16 protein-coding genes and 1 pseudogene are annotated in these 19400 nt (G+C 72.1%); 5 read left to right on the top strand and 12 right to left on the bottom strand.

All coding sequences use genetic code 11. The features are described from left to right. Positions 1 to 31: 31 nt before the first annotated feature. Genes G569_RS0132260 through G569_RS53395 form a run of 4 tightly spaced genes read right to left on the bottom strand, consistent with a single transcriptional unit; the run spans position 32 to position 6399 of the window. Positions 32 to 1006, bottom strand: coding sequence for a magnesium and cobalt transport protein CorA (locus G569_RS0132260; RefSeq protein ID WP_028066473.1), 975 nt, complete (start codon positions 1004 to 1006; stop codon positions 32 to 34). After that, on the bottom strand, positions 1007 to 3475 hold the full coding sequence (locus G569_RS59445) for a SpoIIE family protein phosphatase (protein ID WP_053227300.1): 2469 nt from the start codon (positions 3473 to 3475) through the stop codon (positions 1007 to 1009). It abuts the gene before it with no gap. Positions 3476 to 3487: 12 nt separating this feature from the next. Next, positions 3488 to 4843 carry a glycoside hydrolase family 1 protein gene (locus tag G569_RS0132250; protein WP_028066472.1) on the bottom strand — a complete coding sequence of 452 codons (1356 nt, stop codon included), beginning with the start codon at positions 4841 to 4843 and terminating at the stop codon, positions 3488 to 3490. A 38-nt stretch (positions 4844 to 4881) separates the two neighbouring features. Continuing rightward, complete coding sequence (locus G569_RS53395; protein ID WP_053227299.1) at positions 4882 to 6399, bottom strand: M1 family metallopeptidase; 1518 nt, start codon at positions 6397 to 6399, stop codon at positions 4882 to 4884. 55 nt (positions 6400 to 6454) lie between these two features. Between G569_RS53395 and G569_RS53390 the strand changes: the two genes are divergently transcribed. Further along, positions 6455 to 8308, top strand: coding sequence for an acyl-CoA dehydrogenase family protein (locus G569_RS53390; protein WP_053227298.1), 1854 nt, complete (start codon positions 6455 to 6457; stop codon positions 8306 to 8308). Here G569_RS53390 and G569_RS0132235 read toward each other — a convergent pair. The 3 genes from G569_RS0132235 to G569_RS0132225 are packed head-to-tail and all read right to left on the bottom strand — an operon-like array spanning position 8282 to position 11573. Further along, positions 8282 to 9499 carry a M20 family metallopeptidase gene (locus tag G569_RS0132235; RefSeq protein ID WP_037500441.1) on the bottom strand — a complete coding sequence of 406 codons (1218 nt, stop codon included), beginning with the start codon at positions 9497 to 9499 and terminating at the stop codon, positions 8282 to 8284. The genes G569_RS53390 and G569_RS0132235 overlap by 27 nt on opposite strands. After that, the gene (locus tag G569_RS0132230) at positions 9496 to 10848 is read right to left on the bottom strand and encodes an aldehyde dehydrogenase family protein (protein ID WP_037500889.1); all 1353 of its coding nucleotides are present in this window, start codon (positions 10846 to 10848) and stop codon (positions 9496 to 9498) included. Before G569_RS0132230 ends, G569_RS0132235 begins: the two co-directional genes overlap by 4 nt. Positions 10849 to 10856: 8 nt before the next feature. Continuing rightward, positions 10857 to 11573 carry an SDR family NAD(P)-dependent oxidoreductase gene (locus G569_RS0132225; protein WP_028066469.1) on the bottom strand — a complete coding sequence of 239 codons (717 nt, stop codon included), beginning with the start codon at positions 11571 to 11573 and terminating at the stop codon, positions 10857 to 10859. Positions 11574 to 11575: 2 nt separating this feature from the next. Between G569_RS0132225 and G569_RS53385 the strand changes: the two genes are divergently transcribed. Continuing rightward, positions 11576 to 12622, top strand: a complete 1047-nt coding sequence (locus G569_RS53385; RefSeq protein WP_053227297.1) for a proline racemase family protein — start codon at positions 11576 to 11578, stop codon at positions 12620 to 12622. Here G569_RS53385 and G569_RS0132215 read toward each other — a convergent pair. Then, complete coding sequence (locus G569_RS0132215; protein ID WP_028066468.1) at positions 12619 to 13872, bottom strand: TolB-like translocation protein; 1254 nt, start codon at positions 13870 to 13872, stop codon at positions 12619 to 12621. The genes G569_RS53385 and G569_RS0132215 overlap by 4 nt on opposite strands. 66 nt (positions 13873 to 13938) lie before the next feature. Between G569_RS0132215 and G569_RS0132210 the strand changes: the two genes are divergently transcribed. Further along, a complete protein-coding gene (locus tag G569_RS0132210; protein ID WP_028066467.1) occupies positions 13939 to 14514 on the top strand; it encodes a transglutaminase family protein in 576 nt (191 codons plus the stop codon). Positions 14515 to 14527: 13 nt separating this feature from the next. On the opposite strand, the gene G569_RS53380 is transcribed toward G569_RS0132210, so the two are convergent. Genes G569_RS53380 through G569_RS53375 form a run of 3 tightly spaced genes read right to left on the bottom strand, consistent with a single transcriptional unit; the run spans position 14528 to position 17261 of the window. Next, the gene (locus G569_RS53380) at positions 14528 to 15412 is read right to left on the bottom strand and encodes a ketopantoate reductase family protein (RefSeq protein WP_053227296.1); all 885 of its coding nucleotides are present in this window, start codon (positions 15410 to 15412) and stop codon (positions 14528 to 14530) included. Then, complete coding sequence (locus G569_RS0132200) at positions 15409 to 16476, bottom strand: Gfo/Idh/MocA family protein (protein WP_028066466.1); 1068 nt, start codon at positions 16474 to 16476, stop codon at positions 15409 to 15411. The genes G569_RS53380 and G569_RS0132200 overlap by 4 nt, the downstream gene beginning before the upstream one ends. Then, positions 16464 to 17261, bottom strand: coding sequence for a ThuA domain-containing protein (locus G569_RS53375; RefSeq protein WP_084285886.1), 798 nt, complete (start codon positions 17259 to 17261; stop codon positions 16464 to 16466). The genes G569_RS0132200 and G569_RS53375 overlap by 13 nt, the downstream gene beginning before the upstream one ends. A 30-nt stretch (positions 17262 to 17291) precedes the next feature. Here G569_RS53375 and G569_RS53370 point away from each other — a divergent pair, with 30 nt between their 5' ends. Both G569_RS53370 and G569_RS0132185 read left to right on the top strand, forming a co-directional pair. Next, positions 17292 to 17726: a hypothetical protein gene (locus tag G569_RS53370; RefSeq protein WP_053227295.1), complete on the top strand. Its 435-nt coding sequence runs from the start codon at positions 17292 to 17294 to the stop codon at positions 17724 to 17726. Between the two features lie 156 nt (positions 17727 to 17882). Then, positions 17883 to 18629 (top strand): annotated as a pseudogene (locus G569_RS0132185) (YihY/virulence factor BrkB family protein); the annotation flags it as partial. Here G569_RS0132185 and G569_RS65680 read toward each other — a convergent pair. Beyond that, the gene (locus G569_RS65680; RefSeq protein ID WP_084285885.1) at positions 18618 to 19400 is read right to left on the bottom strand and encodes an alpha/beta fold hydrolase; all 783 of its coding nucleotides are present in this window, start codon (positions 19398 to 19400) and stop codon (positions 18618 to 18620) included. The pseudogene G569_RS0132185 and the gene G569_RS65680 sit on opposite strands and share 12 nt — an antisense overlap.

Here is a 19400-nt window from a genome sequence, read left to right as displayed (position 1 = left end):
GGAGCGGGGTCGATCACCGCCCCGCGCACGCTCAGAGCCACGAAGCGCGTTTGAACCCTCGCCACAGCACCACGCCCGCGACGATCATCAGCAGCACCGCCGCCGGGTAGGAACCGACCCACTTCAGCTCCGGCATGTGCTCGAAGTTCATGCCGTAGAAGGAGGCGATGAACGTCGGGACGGTGATGATCGCCGCCCACGCGGAGATGCGCCGGACGACCTCGTTCTGCTCGGCGGAGACGACCGCCATGTTCGCCTGCAGGATCGTGCTCAGCAGGTCCCGCTGGGCGAGGATCTCCTCGTTGACGAGCTTCAGGTGGTCGTCGACGTCGCGGAAGTACTGGCGCAGCCCGTCGCTGATCGCCAGGACGCCGCCCTGGGTGATCGCGGCGGCGGGCCCGAGCAGCGGGTGCACGGCGCGGTAGAAGTCCGAGACCTCGCGGCGCAGCAGGTAGATCCGGTGGGTGGGCGCGTGGGTGCCGGCGAAGACCGTGTGCTCGACCTCCTCGATGTCGCTCTCGAGGCCCTCGACCACAGGCGCGTAGTCGTCGACGATCTTGTCCAGGATCGCCCACAGCACCGCGGCCGGCCCTTCCTCGAGCAGATGCGGCCGCGCCTCGAGCTTCAGGCGCGCCACGTGCAGGTCGGCGGCGACGCCCTGGCGGACGGTGATGATGAAGCCCGGCCCGACGAAGATCGAGACCTCGCCGAACTCGACCTCCTCGCGGTCGTCGACGTAGCGGGCGGTGCGCAGGACGACGAACGTGATGTCGCCCTCGTAGGCCTCGACCTTCGGCCGCAGGTGGAAGCTCTGCGCGTCCTCGACCGCGAGCTCATGCAGGCCGAAGATGTCCTGGACGCGCACGAGCTCCTCCTCGGAGGGCTCGACCATGCCCAGCCACACGAACCCCGGATCCTGCTTGCAGATCAGCGCCGCGTCCTCGGGGGCCATCTTGCCCTCGTGCTGACGGAAGCCGTCGCGGTAGTGGGCGCAGTCGACGATCATTCAGAGCGCGAAGTGTTCCAGCGCCTCATGAGGACTGTCGGCGACGTACGCCACCTTCGACAGCTCGGCAACGTCCAGCGCGCGCCGGAACGGCGCTTCGACCGGCGCGACGACCGCGATCCGCACGCACTTGTTGGCCAGCCCGAACAGCACCCGCAGCCCGGCGCTGGCCAGGAACGCCAGCTCGCTGAGGTCGACGATCACCGGCCCAGGAGCGAGCTCGAGCAGCGCCGGCTCGAGCGCGTCGGCGTTGGCGCCGTCGATCTCGCCGCGCAGGCGAGCGACCGGCACGGCGGCGCTGCGATCCACCTCGATGGCCGCCGGCTCGATCTCCGGCAGCGTGATGGGCGGCGCGCCGCCCGGCTTGTAGCGGGTGCTGACGGTCGTGCCGTCGGCGCCCTCGTCGACGTCGACGGCGTGCATCAGCGCCCGCACGATGTTCAGCCCGCGCCCGCGGAATCCCGGATCGGCGGGCGGTGGCCGCCAGCGCCCGCGATCGCGCACGACGAGCGTCAGCACGCCGCCCGGCTCGCGCGCGAGGGCGACCTCGACCGCCGCGTCGGTCACGTCCGGAGCGTACGCGTGCTCGACCGAGTTCGCGCACAGCTCGCCCGCCGCCAGCACGACGAGCTCGGCATCCCCGGGGTCGACGGCGGCACCCGCCAGCCACGTGCGCATGGCCTGCCGCACCACCGCGAGCTGGTCCGCGCGTGCCAGGAACCACAGGTGCAGCGGGGCGACCATCAGCGGCAAGGCCCGCGCCGCCAGCAGCGCGACGTCGTCGCGCCGGTGCCGGCCTTCCTCGAACAGCGCGTCCAGCACCGCCGAGCAGAGCGCCTCGGGGGTGAGCCTCGCGGCGGTGGAGGCCGCGACGGCCAGCCGGCCCATGCCGACGTCGAGTGCCTCGCCGCGGCGCTCGACGGCGCCGTCGGAGTAGAGGATCAGCGTCGAGCCCTCGGTCACGAGCGCCGTCGTGTCCTCGTACACCTGGCCGAGCGCGCGATCGAGCGGCACGCCGCGCGCGCCCTCGAGGAACCGGGTGTCGCCGTTCGGCGACACCAGCAGCGGCGGTGGATGCCCGGCGCAGCAGTAGCGGACCTCGTGCGCGCCGGGGTCGAGCACGGCGTAGGCGAGCGTCGCCCCGCGCGCGCCCGAGACGCCGTCCGCGTACCGCGAGAGCAGCTGCATCACCCGGGCGGGCGGGCGGGCTTCGAGCGCGTACGCCCGCAGCGCGCTGCGCAGCTGGCCCATCGCGGCGGCGGCCGCCGGGCCGTGGCCGACCACGTCGCCGACCGCGATCCCCAGCCGCCCGCCGGGCAGCTCGATCGCGTCGTAGAAGTCCCCGCCCGCGGCGGTGCCGTCGGCGGCCGGCAGGTAGCGGACGGCGAGTTCGAGCCCGTCCGCCCGCGGCAGCGACTCCGGCAGCAGCGCGTGCTGCAGCGTCGCCGCGAGGTCGTGCTCGGCCTGGTAGCGCCGCGCCCGCCCGAGCGCCTGCCCGCAGAGCCGCGTCAGCGCGACCAGGTAGTCGCGGTCGTCGGCGGTGAAGACGACGGGGAAGTCGAACACGAGGCCGATCGCGCCGAGCACGGCGCCGTCGTCGACCAGCGGCAGCAGCGCGGCGGACTGCGCCTGCGGGCGGACCTCGGCGAAGCGCGGGTAGCTGCCGAAGATCGCCTCCGGGCTCTCGAGCCAGATCGGGGTCGCGGTGCGAGCGGCCACGGAGAGCGGGAGCGCCGCGTCCAGCGGCAGCGACGCGAACCGCGCACGGGTCTCCGGCTCGTGCCCCGCCGCGTGCGCCAGCTCCAGCGAGCGCTCGGAGGCGTCCATCAGCGCGACCCACGCCGTGCTCGCCCCGAGCGCCTCCGCGCCCTGTGCCGCCGCGGTCGCGGCGACCTCGCTCGGCGTGAGCGCCCGCGCCAGCCCCGCGGTGACGGTCTGCAGGCGGTGCAGGCGGTCGTTGACCAGCTGCTGGCGGCGGTAGAGCCGCGCGCGCTCGAGCGCCAGCGCGCTCTGGCCGGCGAGCGCCTCGAGCAGCTCGAGCTCGGGATCGTCGAACGGTTCGGGGCGGCTGACGCCCAGCGCGCCCAGCACCTCGTCGCCCGCCAGCAACGGCACGCCGCACACCGCCTGGCTCGGCCGCGCCGAGATGTCGGGGAACGGATCGAACGAGGCGGCCGCAACGGTCCGGCGCTCGCGCGCGGCGGTCGCCGAGGGCGTGCGGGCGGCCAGAGGCAGCGACGTGCGGCCCTGCAGGAACCGTTCGGCGTCGCCCCACCGGCCGATCACGCGCAGGAGCCCGTCCTCGAGCGCGAACACCACGCCGCCCGACCCGTCCAGCGCGCGGGCGCCGTGCTCCGCGACGGCTTGTCCGACCTGCTCCGGCGTCGCGGCGCCGGAGATGGCGGCGGTGACATTCTGCAGCGCGGCGAGTGCCTGCAGCTGTGAAGCGGTATCAGACGGACCGGCCAATCGGCCAGAACATTACCCCCGCTTCAAAGCGGCGCTCGTGGCGTTCGCTGCCACATAACGATATGAGGCGCCCCTGAGCAACCGCGTGGTCCAGCTCCAGTAGCCGCGGGAGTCGGTGCGACGGGTCGCGACCACCCTCCACGTGGAGCTTCCCGCTAAGCGTCTCTCCACCTTGACAACATTCGTGTCGCGGCGCCGGACCTGTCCCCACAGGCGTCCGCGGGCGGCGTCCAGCACGAACGGCGTCGGGAACGATTTCAAGGCTGGCTTGGCACGGCCGTCCGCGTAGCGCAGGCCCGACTGCCAACCGGAGTAACCGGACGCGAGCGGCTCGTCACGCCATAGGTACTGGGTGAAGAGCTTCACGCGCGGGTCGCGCCAGGCCTGGTAGGCCGCGCGCTGCAGCCACGCGTTCTGCGTCGTCGCCGAGATCCCGGAGACACGGTCGGGCGGGTTGGTCTGGTAGCCGTACTCGTCGATGTAGAGGTCGAAGCGGCGGGTGCCGGCCTGGAGGCCTCCCCCGCGCTGGATCCTGTCCAGGGCGCTCTCCAACCGTCCGAGCGACGCGAGTGAGACGTCGTCGGGGTTCGGGAACGCCTTGTCGGGCGCGGTCAGGACGCCGTGCGGGTGGAAGGCGAAGCCGTCGCCCTTGGCGGGTCGGAAGCCCGCGCAGCGGCCGCTGCGGAGTGTCTTGAAGCGGGCGTCCACGCACCCGAGGGCGCGCAGGAACGCCATCGGCCGCAGCGTCGAGTTCTCGCTGTTCAACGTCGAGCCGCGTGAGGACATCGCGCCGATCAGGACCTGCGCGCCGGGGTCGGCGGCGTGGATCGCGGGGTACGCGGCGCGAACGAGCCCGCGGTAGAGGTGCGGCGAGATCGGTGTGCAGACGTGGTGCGAGCACGAGGCCTGCGGGCGCAGCCAGGAGCCGAGGTTCGGCTCGTTCCAGACCACGTAGCGGTCGACCCGGTCGCCGTACCGGGCCGCGACCGCGCCGGCGAAGTCGGCGAACAGCGCCGGGTCCGGGTCCCACCGGGGGTCGCCGCGCTCGGACCGGCGACTCGACCACAGCGGGCCAGGTCCGGTGATCGTCAGCAGCGGCTGCATGCCCGCCGCGACGACGCGGTCCACCGCATGGTCGAGCTGGTCCCACTCATACGGCGCTTGCGCCGACGGTCCACCGATCCGCGACCACAGCGCGTAGATGCGCACCTGCTGGATGCCGAGCTGCTGCCACTCCGCGATGGCGGCGTCGGCCTCGGGCCCGCCGGCGAGCAGGACGCGGTCGTCGGCGATCCCGACCTCCGGTCCGGCGGCCTGCGCGGGAGCGGCGAGGACGAGCACGAACAGGAGGGCGAGAAGTGGACGCATGTGCCAGTTGAACGCATGCGCCCACCCCTGAGTTTCGGTCAGCGCTTCAGAAGCACCTCCGCCGGGCTCGCCGCCGCCCGCAGCGGAGCGGCCGCACCGGCCGGGTCCACCGTCCACTCCGGATGCCCCGGCATCGGCGGCGTCTTGGTCGAGTACAGCCAGTTGTTCATGAAGGAGCGCAGGTCGCGATGGCCGATCACCGACGCCAGCGCGATGAAGTCCTGCGTGGTCAGCGAGCGGCGGCTCCCGAGTGTCACCCATGCGCGCTCGAGCAGGTTGAACGCGCGCTCGCCGATCACCTGGCGCAGGGCGAACAACGCGACCGCGCCGCTGTCGTAGATGTTCGGGCTGAACATCTTCGCGATGTCGTCGGCGCCGTACTTCGGCTGCGCGATCGGGCCGTAGAGCGCGCGCAACTGGTCACCGGCCTGGTAGGCGCCGTGGATGCGGTCCTCGAAGTTCGCTCCGAAGAACTCGTCGCCGTAGTTCCACTCGTACCAGGTGGCATGACCCTCGTTGAGCCACACGTCGCTCCAGCGCGCGGGCGCGACGTCGTCGCCGAACCACATGTGCGCCAGCTCGTGGACCATGATCGGTTCATAGATCGCGGCCGGGAACGGCGGCAGGAACAGGAAGTCCGGGTAGAGCGAGAGCGTCTGGGTCTCGAGCGCGAACGGGAACGTCGCGTCGGACGCGAACGTGCCGTAGGAGCGGAACGGGTAGCGGCCGACGCGGGCGATCATCCAGTCGAGGTGGTCGAGCTCGCGCGAGTAGGCGGGCTCGAGCGCGTCGAGCTCGGCGGTCGGCGCCAGGTCGCGGATGAAGATCCCGCGGTGGAAGCCGCGCACCTTCAGCGTGTGGTTCCCGAACGCGAGCTGGATCAGCTCGGTCGCCATCGGCTCGCGCTCCTCGTAGGTCCAGCGGGTGCGGCCGGCGCGGGTCGTCTTGGCCACGAGCTCGCCGTTGGCGGTGAAGTCCGAGCCCGCGGGGGTGTCGGCGCGGATCGTGAAGGAGGCCTTGTCGGACGGGTGGTCGTTGGACGGGAAGATGCGGTGCGCGCGGCTCGGCTGCGCCGCCGTGATCGAGCCTGAAGGGGTTGCGAACCAGGCGGTGCCCAACACGGTGTTGAGGTCCGCGTCCGGCGGGATGTCACGTGGCCCCGAGGTGTAGGCGACCTCGACCGTGAAGTCGCGATGGTCGGGCAGCGAGGACCTCGGCGTGACGACGAGCTCCTCGCCCGAGCGGGCGAACGCCGCCGTCCGCCCGTTGACGCTCACCCCCTGGACGGAATCGCCGTCGAAGTCGAGATCGAACCGCGAGAGCGCCTGTGTCGCGCGAGCCTCGATCGTCGCCCTGGCTGCGACGGATTGCACAGAGGCGGCGCTGGCGTACGTGAAGTCGAGCGTGTAATGCTCGACGTCGTACCCGCCGTTCCCCAGACCCGGGAAGAGGCGGTCGCCGACGCTCGGAGCCCCGGGCGTGGCGGGATCAGGATGCGCCGCGGCCAGCTCCGGGGCGCCCCAGCTCGCGAGTGCCGTGACCGCGACGGCCAGCACCCGTGAACGGGATGATATGTGCGACATACGCTGAAACTACGCCTGGGAGTAGGTCATGGCCACCACGAATGTCACGGAGCAGGAAGCAAGGCAGGTCGCGGAGGCCGCGCGCGAGCAGGATTGGACGCTGCCGAGTTTCGGCAAGGAGCTCTTCCTCGGCAACTTCCGCCTCGACCTGATCCATCCGCAGCCGCGGCTGGACGCCGAGGCCGTCGAGAAGGGCGAGCGCTTCCTCGCCACGTTGCGGCAGTTCCTCGAGACCGAGGTCGACCCGCTGAAGATCGAGCGCGACGCGAAGATCCCGGACGAGGTCGTCGCCGGGCTCAAGCGGATCGGCGCGATGGGCATGAAGGTCGCGCCGGAGTACGACGGGCTCGGGCTCTCGCAGGTCTACTACAACCGCGCGCTGACGATGATCGGCACGTGGCATGGCGCGCTCGGCGCGCTCGTGTCCGCGCACCAGTCGATCGGCGTCGCCGAGCCGCTGCGGATGTTCGGCACGGATGAGCAGAAGCGCGAGTGGCTCCCGCGCGTCGCCCGGACGGACATCTCCGCCTTCCTGCTGACCGAGCCGGACGTCGGCTCCGACCCCGCGCGCGTGGCGACGTCCGCGGAGCCGGTGGACGGCGGCTACGTGCTCAACGGGACCAAGCTGTGGGCGACGAACGGCGTGATCGCCGACATCGTCGTCGTGATGGCGCGGGTGCCGAAGTCCGAAGGCCACCGCGGCGGGATCAGCGCGTTCGTCCTGGAGTACAAGTCCGAGGGCGTCAGCGTCACCCACCGCAACCAGTTCATGGGCCTGCGGGGCATCGAGAACTCGGTGACCAAGCTCGAGAACGTCTTCGTGCCTGCGGGCAACCTGATCGGCAAGGAGGGCATGGGGCTCAAGATCGCCCTGTCGACCCTGAACACCGGGCGGCTGGCGCTGCCCGCGATCTGCGTCGGGCAGTCCAAGTGGGCGACGAAGATCGCGCGCGAGTGGTCCTCCGAGCGCGTCCAGTGGGGACGCCCGGTGGGCAAGCACGACGCCGTCGCGCAGAAGAACGCGTTCATCGCGGCCAGCGCCTTCGGCCTGGAGGCGATGCTCGACGTCGCCTCGCGCCTGGCCGACGAGAAGCGCAACGACGTCCGGATCGAGGCCGCGATCGCCAAGCTGTACGGCTCCGAGCTCGGCTGGAAGGTGCTCGACGAGCTCGTCCAGGTCCGCGGTGGCCGCGGCTACGAGACCGCCGAGTCGCTGAAGGCCCGCGGCGAGAAGCCGATCGGCGTCGAGCAGGCGCTGCGCGACATGCGCATCAACCGCATCTTCGAGGGCTCGACCGAGATCATGCACCTGCTGATCGCGCGCGAGGCCGTCGACCAGCACCTGCAGGTCGCGGGCGACATCCTCGAGGCCGACACGCCCTTGGGCGAGAAGGCCAAGAGCGCCGTCGCCGCCGGGGCCTTCTACGGCAAGTGGCTGCCGAAGCTGGCCGTGGGCGACGGCAACAAGCCGCATGCCTTCGACGAGTTCGGCCCGCTCGCCTCGCACCTGCGCTACGCCGAGCGCTCGTCGCGCAAGCTCGCCCGCTCGACGTTCTACGCGATGGGCCGCTGGCAGGCCAAGCTCGAGCAGCGCCAGTCGTTCCTCGGCAGGATCGTCGACATCGGCGCCGAGCTGTTCGCGATCTCCGCGGCGGTCGTCTACGCGGACACGATCGCCCAGGAGTCCCCGGAGCGAGCCGAGTCGGCCCGTGAGCTGGCGGACATGTTCTGCGCCCAGGCCCGCCGCCGCGCCGACGGCCTCTTCCACGACCTCTGGTCCAACGACGACGACCAGGGCTACAAGACCGCGATGAACCTGCTCGACGGCCGCTACACGTGGCTCGAGGAGGGTGTGTCAGACCCGAGCGAGTTCGGCGCTTAGGATCAGCGCGAGGCCCTTGGTGCCGAGCACGAGGTCCTCGACCGAGATGCGCTCGTCGGAGATGTGCGACAGCGCCGTGGTGCCGGGGCCGTAGATCACCGAGTTGGTGATCCCGGCCCCGTTGACCACGAAGCGCTGGTCGTCGCTGCCGGCGGAGATCAGGAGCTGAGGCGTCAGGCCGAGCTGTCGTACGGCGTTCAGCGCGGCCTGGACGACCGGCTCCTCGGGTGAGACCAGGACGGGCTCGGTCGAATAGAACTCGCGGTAGTCGTAGTGCTGGTCCTGGAGGGGCGCGAGCAGCTCTTGCCGCGCTTCGTCGAGGTCCTCACCGGGGACGAGCCGGCGGTTGAAGGTCACGGTGCAGCGGTCCGGGACGATGTTCGTCGCCGCGCCGCCGGCGATCGTGTCGAAGGAGAGCGTCGCGCGAGGCTCGTCCGGCGTCACGCCGTAGGTCGTGGTGCGCTCGTCGAGCTTCGGGCGCAGGTCGCGGTCGATCGCCGCCAGGTAACGCGCCATCGCCTCGATCGCGTTGACGCCCAGCCGCGGGCTCGACCCGTGCGCCTGCTTGCCGTGGATCGTGATCTCGCCCCAGATCGCGCCCTTGTGGCCGATGCCGACGCCGTGCGGGCCGAACGGCTCGGTGATGATCAGCGCGTCGGCCTTGACGAGGCCCTGCTCGACCAGCCAGCCCATGCCGGCGTTGCGCACGCCGACGGTCTCCTCGTCGGGGACCGCGCTCTGCACGATCGTCCCGCTGAACCCGGCGCGGCGCACCGCCTCGGCGGCGATCACCTGCGCCGCCAGGCCGCTCTTCATGTCGGCGGCGCCGCGGCCGTGGATCCAGCCGTCGATCAGCTCGCCGCCGAACGGGTCGCGGGTCCAGTCGTTGCCGACCGGGACGACGTCGTAGTGGCCGTTGAGGTGGACGGTCGGGCCACTGCCGCGGGTGAGTGTGCCGATCAGATTGGGGCGCGGGAGGCCCTCTCCCAGCGGGGCGAGCGTCGCGAGGTCCTCGTCCGGCACCGTGTGGACCTCGGTGGTGTAGCCGTAGCCGTCCAGCGTTGCGCGGAACGCCGTGACGAAGTCGTCGTACGCGTTCCCGGGCGGGTTGACCGTCGGGATCCGGATCAGCGCCTGGAGGAGCGCGATCAGCTCGTCCGTGAGCTCGTCGACGGCGTCGACGACGTTCATAGGCCGATGCACACGTTCTTGATCTGCGAGTAGGCGAGCAGCGCTTCGATGCCCTTGCCGCGCCCGATGCCGGAGCGCTTCATGCCGCCGAACGGCAGCTCGACGCCGCCGCCGACCCCGTAGCGGTTGACGAACACCTGGCCGGCCTTGATCCCGGCGGCGACGCGGTGCGCGCGGCTGAGGTCGCGCGTCCACACGCCCGCCACGAGCCCGTACGGCGTGGCGTTGGCCTGGGCGATCGCGTCGCGGTCGTCGTCGAACGCGCTCGCGGTGAGCACGGGACCGAAGACCTCCTCCTGGACGATCTCCATGTCCGGCGTGACGCTGGTGACCAGCGCGGGCGTGAGGAAGAGGCCGCCGCGATGCTCACCGCCGCGGACGTCGGCGCCTTGCTCGCGGGCGGCGTCGAGCAGGCTGAGCGCGCGGTTGAGCTGGCGCTCGGAGATCAGTGGGCCGAGGTCCTTGTCCTCGATGCCGGGGGCGATCGTGACCTTGTCGAGCGCGGCGGCGACGGCCGTCGTGACGGCGTCGAAGGCGCTTCGCTCGACCAGCAGCCGCGTCCCGGCGGAACAGCTCTGGCCCGCGTTCTGGATCAGGGCGTTCACGATCGCCGGGACGGCGTTCTCGAGGTCGGCATCGGCGAAGACGACGTTGGGCGACTTGCCGCCGAGCTCGAGCTCGATCGGGACGAGCCGCCGTGCGCAGGCCTCGGCGACCTTGGAGCCGGTGGCGGCGCTGCCGACGAACGTGACGTGGTCGACCCCGGGGTGGGAGACGAGCGCGGCGCCGGTCGCGCCGTCGCCGGTCGCGACCTGGATCAGCCCGCGCGGCACGCCCGCCTCCAGCGCGAACTCGGCGAAGCGCAGCGGCGTCACGGACGCCAGCTCGGACGGCTTGACGATCACCGCGTTCCCCGCCGCCAGGGCGGGCGCGGCGCAGCGGGCGGTGACCTGGAGCGGGTAGTTGAACGGGATGATCTGCGCGCACACGCCCCACGGCTCGCGCACCGTGTAGTCGAGGACGTCGGGGCCGAGGGGGATCTGGCGGCCTTCGAGGCGCTCGATCGAGCCCGCGTAGTAGTCGAGGTAGCGGGCGGTGGCGGCGATGTCGGCCTTGGACTGCTTGAGCGGCTTGCCGGTGTCGCGGGTCTCGAACTCGGCGAGCGTGCGCTCCTCGGCCTCGATCCGGCGGGCGAGCCGCGTCAATGCGCTCGCGCGGACGCTCGGCGTTCGCCAGTCATGCTCGACGTTCAGCGCGCGGTGGGCGTCCTCGACCATCTCGTGCAGCAGCTCGTCGCTCGTCTCGGGGAGCTGAGCGAACTCGTGCCCGGTCGAGGGATCGACCGCCATGAAGGAGCTCACAGGTCGCGCCCCGCGTCGACGTTGAAGACCGCGCCGGTGATCGCCCTGGCGTCGTCGGAGGCGAGGTAGGCGGCGGCGCCGGCGATGTCCTCGGGCTCGATCAGGCGCTTGAGCGGGAGCGCCTGGGCGGGGTCGGTGCCGAAGCCGAACCGGTCGAGCATCGGCGTGTTGGCGGGGCCGGGATTGATCACGTTGACGCGCACCTCGGGCGCGAGCTCGACGGCGAGGGCCTTCGCGAGCCCGACGACGCCGGCCTTGGACGCCACGTACGCCGCAAGGCCGGGGCGCGGGCGGTTGGCGATGATCGAGGCGGTGACGAGCAGCACGCCGCCCTTCAGTCGTGGCGCGACGACCTGGGCGGCGACGAACAGCGCCGTCAGGTTCACGTCCAGCGTCCGGTCCCACTCCTCGCGGGTGAGCTCGGCCAGCGGCCGGATGCGGGCGGGCACGCCGGCGTTGTTGAAGTAGACGTCGATGCGCTCGTGGGGCGCGACGAGCCGCTCCACGTCGGCCCGATCGGTCACGTCGGCGCGTGCAGGGGTGGCCTGCTCCAGCCCGGCGCACGTCTCGCGCGCCGCGTCCAGGTCGACGTCGGCGGCGATCACCGTCGCTCCGTCGCGCGCGAACCGGCGCGCGGTCGCGCGGCCGATCCCCGACCCCGCGCCCGTCACGATCGCGATCTTCCCCTCCAGCATCGCCCGGTAGCGTGCCACGGATGCGCACCGCCAGGGTCATCCACTGCGTCGACGCCCATGCCGAGGGCGAGCAGAGCCGCATCGTCGTGGGCGGCGTCCTCGACGTCCCGGGCACCACGATGCTGGAGAAGGCGCTGTGGCTCGAGCGCGAGGGCGACTGGCTCCGGCGGCTCTGCCTCTTCGAGCCGCGCGGGTCCGCGCCGCTGTCCGCCGACCTCGTGCTGCCCTCCGCGCACCCCGAGGCCGACGCCGGCTTCATCATCATGGAGTCCTCGTCCTACGAGGGGATGTCGGGGACGAACACGATCAACACGGCCGCGGTGCTGCTCGAGACGGGCATGGTCGAGCTGGTCGAGCCTGTGACGTCGATGGTGTTGGAGGCGCCCGCGGGGCTCGTGCGGGTGTCGGCGGAGGTGGCGGACGGGGTCGTCGGCCCGATCACGTTCGAGAACGTCCCGTCGTTCTGCACGGCTCTCGATGCCGTCGTCGAGGTGCCTGACGTGGAGACGCTGCGCGTGGACGTCTCCTACGGCGGCGCCTGGTGCGCGTTCGTGGACGCGGCCGCGCTCGGGTTCGACATCGTGCCGGATGAGGCCCGCGCGCTGGCGGAGCTGGGCGAGCGCATCCGCCCGCACGCCGCCGAGCAGCTCTCGATCGTCCACCCGCTCGAGCCCGCGTTGTCGTACCTGTCGTTCGTGGTCTTCGTCGCCCCGCCGCGGGTGGGTGGCGACGCCCGCCACGCGACCGTCGTCTCCCCCGGCCGCCTCGACCGCGCGCCCACGGGCACCGCGACGTCGGCGAGGCTCGCCGTGCTCGACCGGCGCGGGACGCTGGGCGAGCGCTACGTGGCCGAGAGCGTGATCGACACCCGCTTCACCGGCCGGATCGTGGGACGCACGCGGGTGGGCGACGTCGACGCGATCGTCCCGGCGATCACCGGCCGCGCCTGGATCACCGGCTTCCACCAGCTCGTCCTCGACCCCACCGACCCGTTGCAGGACGGCTTCAAGCTCCCGGACACATGGGGCCCGGGACCGCGAGACGTCACTTTGAACGTAAAAACCTAAAGGGGCCTGACCCCTTTATCTACTGGCGTGGCGCCGGGCGCGCTCACGTGCAGCACGAGTCGCGTCGCCGCGCGCAGCGCCCCGCTCCGCAGCCGCACCGTGATGGTCGTCGTGCCCGCGTTGTCGAGCTTGCGGGTCGTGACGGCCGCGAACCGCTTCGTTCCGGCGACCTTGACGGAGAGGCGGACGGTGGTCGGCGCGCTGACCGTGACCCGGACGCGCAGGCCGCGCTTGCGCAGGGTCGAACGGTGCGGCCTCGCCCGAGTCTTCACGTCGAGCGTCAACGGCGCGGGCGTGGTCGTCGTGGGCGCGCCGGGGCGGGCCGCGGCGGGGGTCGCGGGCGTCCAGTAGGGCTCCCAGGCGCCCGGGAGGGTCACGACCTGCTCGCGGATCGCGGCACAGTCGGTGAGGGCGCCGAGCGTGGCGACGTGGATGCCGTCGGGCTCGGCCCAGGCGAGGCGGGTGCCGTCGGGCGAGAACGTGGGACTGATGGACTCGACGTCGTCGGTCGCGGTGAGTCCGAGCTCGCAACGGAAGGTCGGCTCCGGGCCGGCGAACAGCCGCAGGACGACGCGCGTGGGCGTTCCGTCGTTGTCGGCGGCGTCGTCCTCGAGCACCGCGATGCGGCTCCCGTCGCGTGACGCGGCGGCATCGAAGCCGGTCGCCCATGTGGCGGCGCCGTCACTGAACCACGGCTCCTCGCTGTCGTCCGGGCCGAGGGCGTAGCGCGAGAACGTCGCGCCGGGATCCTGCGACGCGACGTCGCGGCTCAACAGCAGCGCGCCGCTGCCGATCCACGACGGGTCCACGAGGAACGCCTGCCCGTCCTCCTGGCCGGGGAAGTCGAGGCCGGTGGCCGTCGCGGGCGTCCAGAGTGTCGTCGGGTCGCCGTCGATCACCTGGTCGTAGGCGATCTTCGTGGCGTCGGGCGAGATGCGGACGTGGGTGGGTGTCTCGGCGGGCGCGTCGTCGGTGGCGAAGGTCGCGGCGGTGGGGATCGGCCCGCCGAGGGCGACGCCGTCGAGCGTCATCCGCCACAGGCGCCCGGTCTCGTCGGAGGCGACCAGCGTGCCGTCGTCGGCGGCCGACGGCCACTCGTACCGCCGCTCGCTCGGAGTGAGCTTCGTCTGGCCGCTCCCATCCGGGGACATCCGCCAGACGTCCGAGCCGCGCCGGAAGACGATCGTGTCCGCACGCGCCGCGGGCGCGGCGACGAGCAGCACGACGAGAACGACCAGACCTCGGAGCACGCGCGCAAGCTATCCGGCCACCGCGTGTTAGGGCGACCTAATAAATCCTGATACGTTTGGTCGGAAATGGATGGCTTCACCCACCTGGCGAGCGGTGGCTGCCCGCCCATCGCCGACCTGATGCTCGCTCTGGCGGCCGAGTTCCGCGACGTCGACGCCGACGCCGCCGACCAGCGCCTGGACGAGCTCGCCCTCCCCCTCTTCGGCCTCGCCGGAGGCGATCTCCGTGTCGCGGCCGCGCGACTGGCCAACGTCCTCGACACCGATCCGGGTTTCGACGCGGACCGCGCGAGCGTCGCCGGCCTGTGGTTCGACGCGGCGCTCGAGGCCCATGCGGGACACCCGCTGATGCTCGCGTCGGTCGTCGCCGAGGTCGGTCGCCGGGCCGGCCTCCCAGTCCACGTCCTCTCCGCCCCCACCGGCTGGTACGCGGGTCTCGCCGACGGCGAACGCCTCTGGCTCGTCGACGCGACGATGGACGGCACCACGGCCGACCCCTGGAGCCTGCGCCGCCACTGCACCCACGAGCTCGCCTTCGCCGCCCTCCTCGGCCTCTCCGAACGCTTCAGACGCGCCGGGGACAGACATGGTTCGGCAAAAGCCGCGCTGCTGCGCGCCAGACTGCCCCTAAAGACAACCTGAAGTGCCTGACACCTTAGGTTGGCTTTAGGTTTGCGACGCGGCGTTGGACGTCGGCGTTGACCGGTGTCGGGACGCCGTGGAGGCGGCCGAGCAGGACGATCTCACCGTTGAGGTAGTCGGTCTCGAGGCTCGCGCCGCGTTGCAGGCTCTGCCAGGTCGAGGAGAACGCGTGGCCGGCGCCGTGGACCTCGCGCGGCGGCGACATGTTTCCGAGCCGGTGGGTGTCGTCCTCCCAGTGCAGGCCGGCGGCGGCGAAGCAGGCGCGGGCCTCGTCCATCGCGAGCTCGTGCAGCTCCTCGGCCTCGTCGCCGTCGCCGACGACCACCTGGATGCTGTTGATCAGGTTGCCGAGCAGCTTGCCGCGCTTGAGCCGCATGATGTCGTCCGAGACGTGGACGTCGCAGCCGGCGTCGGTGAAGACGCGGGCCAACTCGGCCGTGAGGTCGTCCGTACCCGCCGGAAAGCGTCCGACGGCGAGCGTGCCGATCACCGGCGCGCAGTAGATCTGCACGACGCCCGGCTCGAGGTGCTGCGCCGGCAGCCACACGAAGACGCCGTAGACGCGATCGAAGCGGCGCAGGGCCTCGGCCTCGTTCGCGACGCCGTTCTGCGCGCACACGATCGTCACGTCGCGCCCCGCCAGCGAGTCCAGCGCCGCAGCGGTGTCCTGCGACTTGACCGCCAGGATCACCACGTCGCCGTCGCGCACGTCCTCGACCGAGCCGACCGGCACGTGCAGGACCTCGTCCGCGTCCGGCGTCTGCAGCGTCAGCCCGGCCGAGCGCAGCACGTCCGCCGACGCCCCGCGCGCGAGCATCAGCACGTCGTGGCCCGCCCGGTGCAGGCCGCCGCCGAGCGCCCCGCCGATCGCGCCCGCCCCAAGGACGACGAACCTCACAACGCCACCTCGCGCTGCTCGCGGGCGGACAGGTACGCGGCGTCGACGACCCGCGCGAGCGCCGCCGCGGCGCTTCCGTCATGCCCCGCCCACTCGCCCGAGCGGACGACCGCGACGAAGTCCGCGACGACCTCCGCGTGCGCACCGCCGACGTCGGCCCGGAACGACTGCGCCGTTGCCCGCCCGTCGATGTCCCCGAACAGCTTCAAGGAGCCGACCGGCACGTAGTCGTCGACGGACCACTCGGCGCCGCCCTCGGTGCCGTACACGGTCGCGCCGAACTGGTCTCCGTCCGCGCGGTGCATCGCCCACGACGCCTCGAGCAGCAACGTCCCGCCGTCGTCGAGCCGCATGAAGACCGTCGCGAGATCCTCGACGTCGAAGTCGCCGCCGGCGCCCGACTTCGAGGACTCAGGAGACCCGCCGAAGCCGTTCGTGCCGAGCAGGTCGTAGGTCGACGCCGACACGGACTTGACCGACGGGTTGCCGAGCAGGAAGAGCGCGTAGTCGAGCACGTGCACGCCGATGTCCACGAGCGGCCCGCCGCCCGCGAGCGAGGACTGCGTGAACCAGGAGCCGAGCGTCGGGATCCCGGTGCGCCGCAGCCACCACGCCTTCGTGTAGTAGGGCCGCCCGAGCCGCCCTTCCTCGATCAGCGAGCGCAGCTTCTTGACGTCCCCGCGGCGGCGATGGTTGAACGCGACCTGCAGGACCCTGCCGGCATCCCGCGCGGCCGCCACCATCGTCGCGGCCTGCGCGCCGTCCAGCGCGATCGGCTTCTCCGACAGGACGTGGATGCCGCGCTGGAGGGCGGCGATCGCGATCGGGGCGTGCAGGAACGTCGGCACCGCGACGCTGATCGCCTCCAGCCCGTCGACTTCGAGCAGGTCCTCCCAGCGCGCCACGGAGTGCGGCACGGAGAACTCCGCCGCGAGCTCCTCGCGGGTCTCCTCCTCCAGGCCGGCGATGCCGATCAGCGAGACGCCCTCCATCGCCGCATACGCCTTGATGTGCTGCTGGCCGGCCCAGCCGACCCCGACGACGCCGACCTTCACTTCCACCATCCCACCGCCGACTCCGGCGAGCCGGCGGGTGCCGAGCGCAGCCGCGGCGCCGCCCACAGGACGCCGTTCGCGAGCACCCGCCGCACGTCCGGGTGGTGGTAGACGGGGTACTCCTGGTCGCCCGGGCTGAAGTAGAAGATCCGCCCCGCGCCCCGCACCCACGTGCACCCGCCGCGGAACACTTCACCCCCGGCGAACGACGAGATGAAGATCAGCTCGTCCGGCCGCGGGATCGCGAACGGCTCGCCGTACATCTCCTGCGCCTCGATCTCGATCGGGTTCGGCACGCCCGCCGCGATCGGGTGCGACGGCTCGACCGTCCACACCAGTTCGCGCTCACCGTCGTTGCGCCAGCGCAGGTCGCACGGCGTCCCGAGCAACGCGCGGAAGATCTTCGAGTAGTGGCCGGAGTGCAGCACCAGCAGCCCCATGCCGCCCAGCACCGCCTGCTGCACGCGCGCCACGACCTCGTCGGCCACCTGCTCGTGCGCCTTGTGCCCCCACCACGTCAACACGTCCGTCGCGTCGAGGACGTCTTGAGTCAGACCATGCTCCGGCTGCTCGAGCGTCGCGGTTCGAACCTCGACCCGCCCGCCGAGTGACTCGGTGAGCCCCGCCGCGATCGCGCTGTGCATCCCGTCCGGGTAAATCGCCTGCACAGCGGGCTCTTCGCGCTCGTGGAGATTCTCACCCCACACGGTCACGCGCACTGTTCGTTCACTCACCTCTGAACCAGTAGCAGGCCGGGAAACCGCACGCACCACCGCGTGCAGACCCCACTGCATCAAACGGAGACCGTTGCGACTCTCATAGACATGTACTCGCACCACCACGTCGCGTTGAGCCACATGGAGGGCGAGAAGCGCTTCGGCCAGGCCGTGAGCCGGCGCCGGCGCGCCTCGCTGGTCCGCATCCTGATGCGCCGCTGCGCGGAGTGCGCGCAGTTGCTCGTCCACGACGACCCGGTCGCGACCCGCTCCGGCGGCGGCAAGGTGCGCGAGATCCCGCTCGAGGCCATCACCGGCACGCTCGAGCCGGGCCGCGCCCGCGAGTTCGACTCGGAGTTCCGGCCGACCTCGAGGATGCGGAACCGCTGGCTGCGCGTCTGGGTCGCCGAGCACACGGGACCCGGCCTCGGCCCGATCGAGGTCGTCCAGGTCGGCGACGAGTACGCGATCCGCGACGGGCACCACCGAGTCTCGGTGGCCCGTGCCCGCGGCGCGGTGACGATCGACGCGATCGTGGCGTAGCAAACGTCACAAAGTGCGCGATACTCCTCTCACGCCAGAGGAGAGATTCGCGTGCACGTTCCCAACGTCGACGTGAACGACGACAAGGCGTGGTCGGTCGCGGTCCGGGCCGGCCTCGCCGCCAAAGCCCACCGCACCACCGGCCATGCCGCCGAGATGGCGTTCTTCGCCGTCCTGACGCTCGTGCCCTCGACGGTCGCGGTCGGCTCCGCGCTCGGGTTGAGCGAAGGGGTGATCGGCTCCGGCACGGTGGCCAAGGCCGAGAACGCCTCGGTCGAGGCCGTGCGCACGCTGATGGGGCCGGAGCTGGCCGACAAGGTGATCGCGCCGTTCGTGCACGCGCAACTCGCGCAGCCGCGCGGCGGCGTCGCGGCGATCGGCCTGCTGGTCGCCTGGTGGCTCTCCAGCCACCTGTTCATGTCGACCGCGCACGCGCTCGACCACGTCTACCACGTCGAGCACGGGCGCACGACCGTGATCCAGCGCTTCATCGCGCTCGCGTTCGCCCTGATCTCCGTCGGCCTCGTGGCGGCCAGCGTCGAGCTGATGGTCACCGGACCGCTCGGCGATCCCGACGGCGGCCTCGCCCGCCGGATCGGCCTCAGCGACGAGTACGCGTTCGCCTGGTCGCTCCTGCGCTGGCCGCTCCTGCTGCTGATGGTCGTCGCGTTCCTGGTCTTCCTCTACCGCTACAGCCCGAACGTCAAGCACTGCGCCCGCGAGTGCCTGCCGGGTGCGATCGTCGGCGCGGCGCTGTGGATCATCGCCGCCGCGGCGTTCCGGCTGACCGCCGGGATGCGCGACTCGCTCGGCGTCGCCAGCGGGGACGCGAACGTCGAGCTGATCGGCCAGGCCGTCAACGCCGTCGTGGCGACGGTGATCTGGGCCTACCTAGCCAGCATCGCGATCCTGCTCGGCGGCGAGTTCAACGTCGCCTGGCGTGAGCGTGCTGCCCGCCAGCAGCACGTCCGCGACGAGCTCGGGATCGTCCCAGGTGGGCATGTGCCCGCACCCGCGGAGGCGAAATTCGTGCGCGACGGCGGGAACGGAGCGGGGCCGGCCGACGAGCCGGTCGTGCTCGGGCCACGCGAGCGTGAGCGGGACGTCGATCTCGGCTAGCCGCGGGAAGTGGCCGGCGCGCATCGCCGCGTTGGCGGCGTCGAAGCCGGGCGCGTTCGCGTAAGCGCGCACGAGCTGCAGCGCCGCCGCGTACGGCACCCGCTCGGGGCGCGCGATCGTGCCGCCGAGCGCGAGCCGGCGGCCGCGCTCGCTCCGAAGGAGCGTCGGCAGCGCCGGCCGCAGGGCGCGGGCGAGCTGCCGCGCGGCGGCGCGTTTGGGCTGCAGCGGCCGCTCCCACATCCCCGCCGGTGCGATTGCGGTGACGCTGCGTGCGTGGCCGGCGAGCGCGAGCTCGAGCGCCACCCACCCGCCGAGCGAGTTCCCGGCCACGTGCGGGCGGTCGAGGCCGAGGCCTTCGTGGACGGCGCGGGCGAGGTCGGCCGGGGCCGACGGCTCGATGGGCGCGGACTCGCCGAACCCCGGCATGTCGACGGCGTAGACCTCCCGCTCGGCGCTCAGGCGCTCGATCACCGGATCCCACATGTGCCGGTCGGTGCCGAGCGCGTGCAGCAGCACGAGCGGCTCGCCGCTGCCGGTGCGCGTATAGGCGATCAC

The organism is Solirubrobacter soli DSM 22325, assembly GCF_000423665.1.
Taxonomy (GTDB): domain Bacteria; phylum Actinomycetota; class Thermoleophilia; order Solirubrobacterales; family Solirubrobacteraceae; genus Solirubrobacter; species Solirubrobacter soli.
Note: the sequence above shows the minus strand (reverse complement) of the source record. Positions and strands in the feature narration are given on the sequence as shown.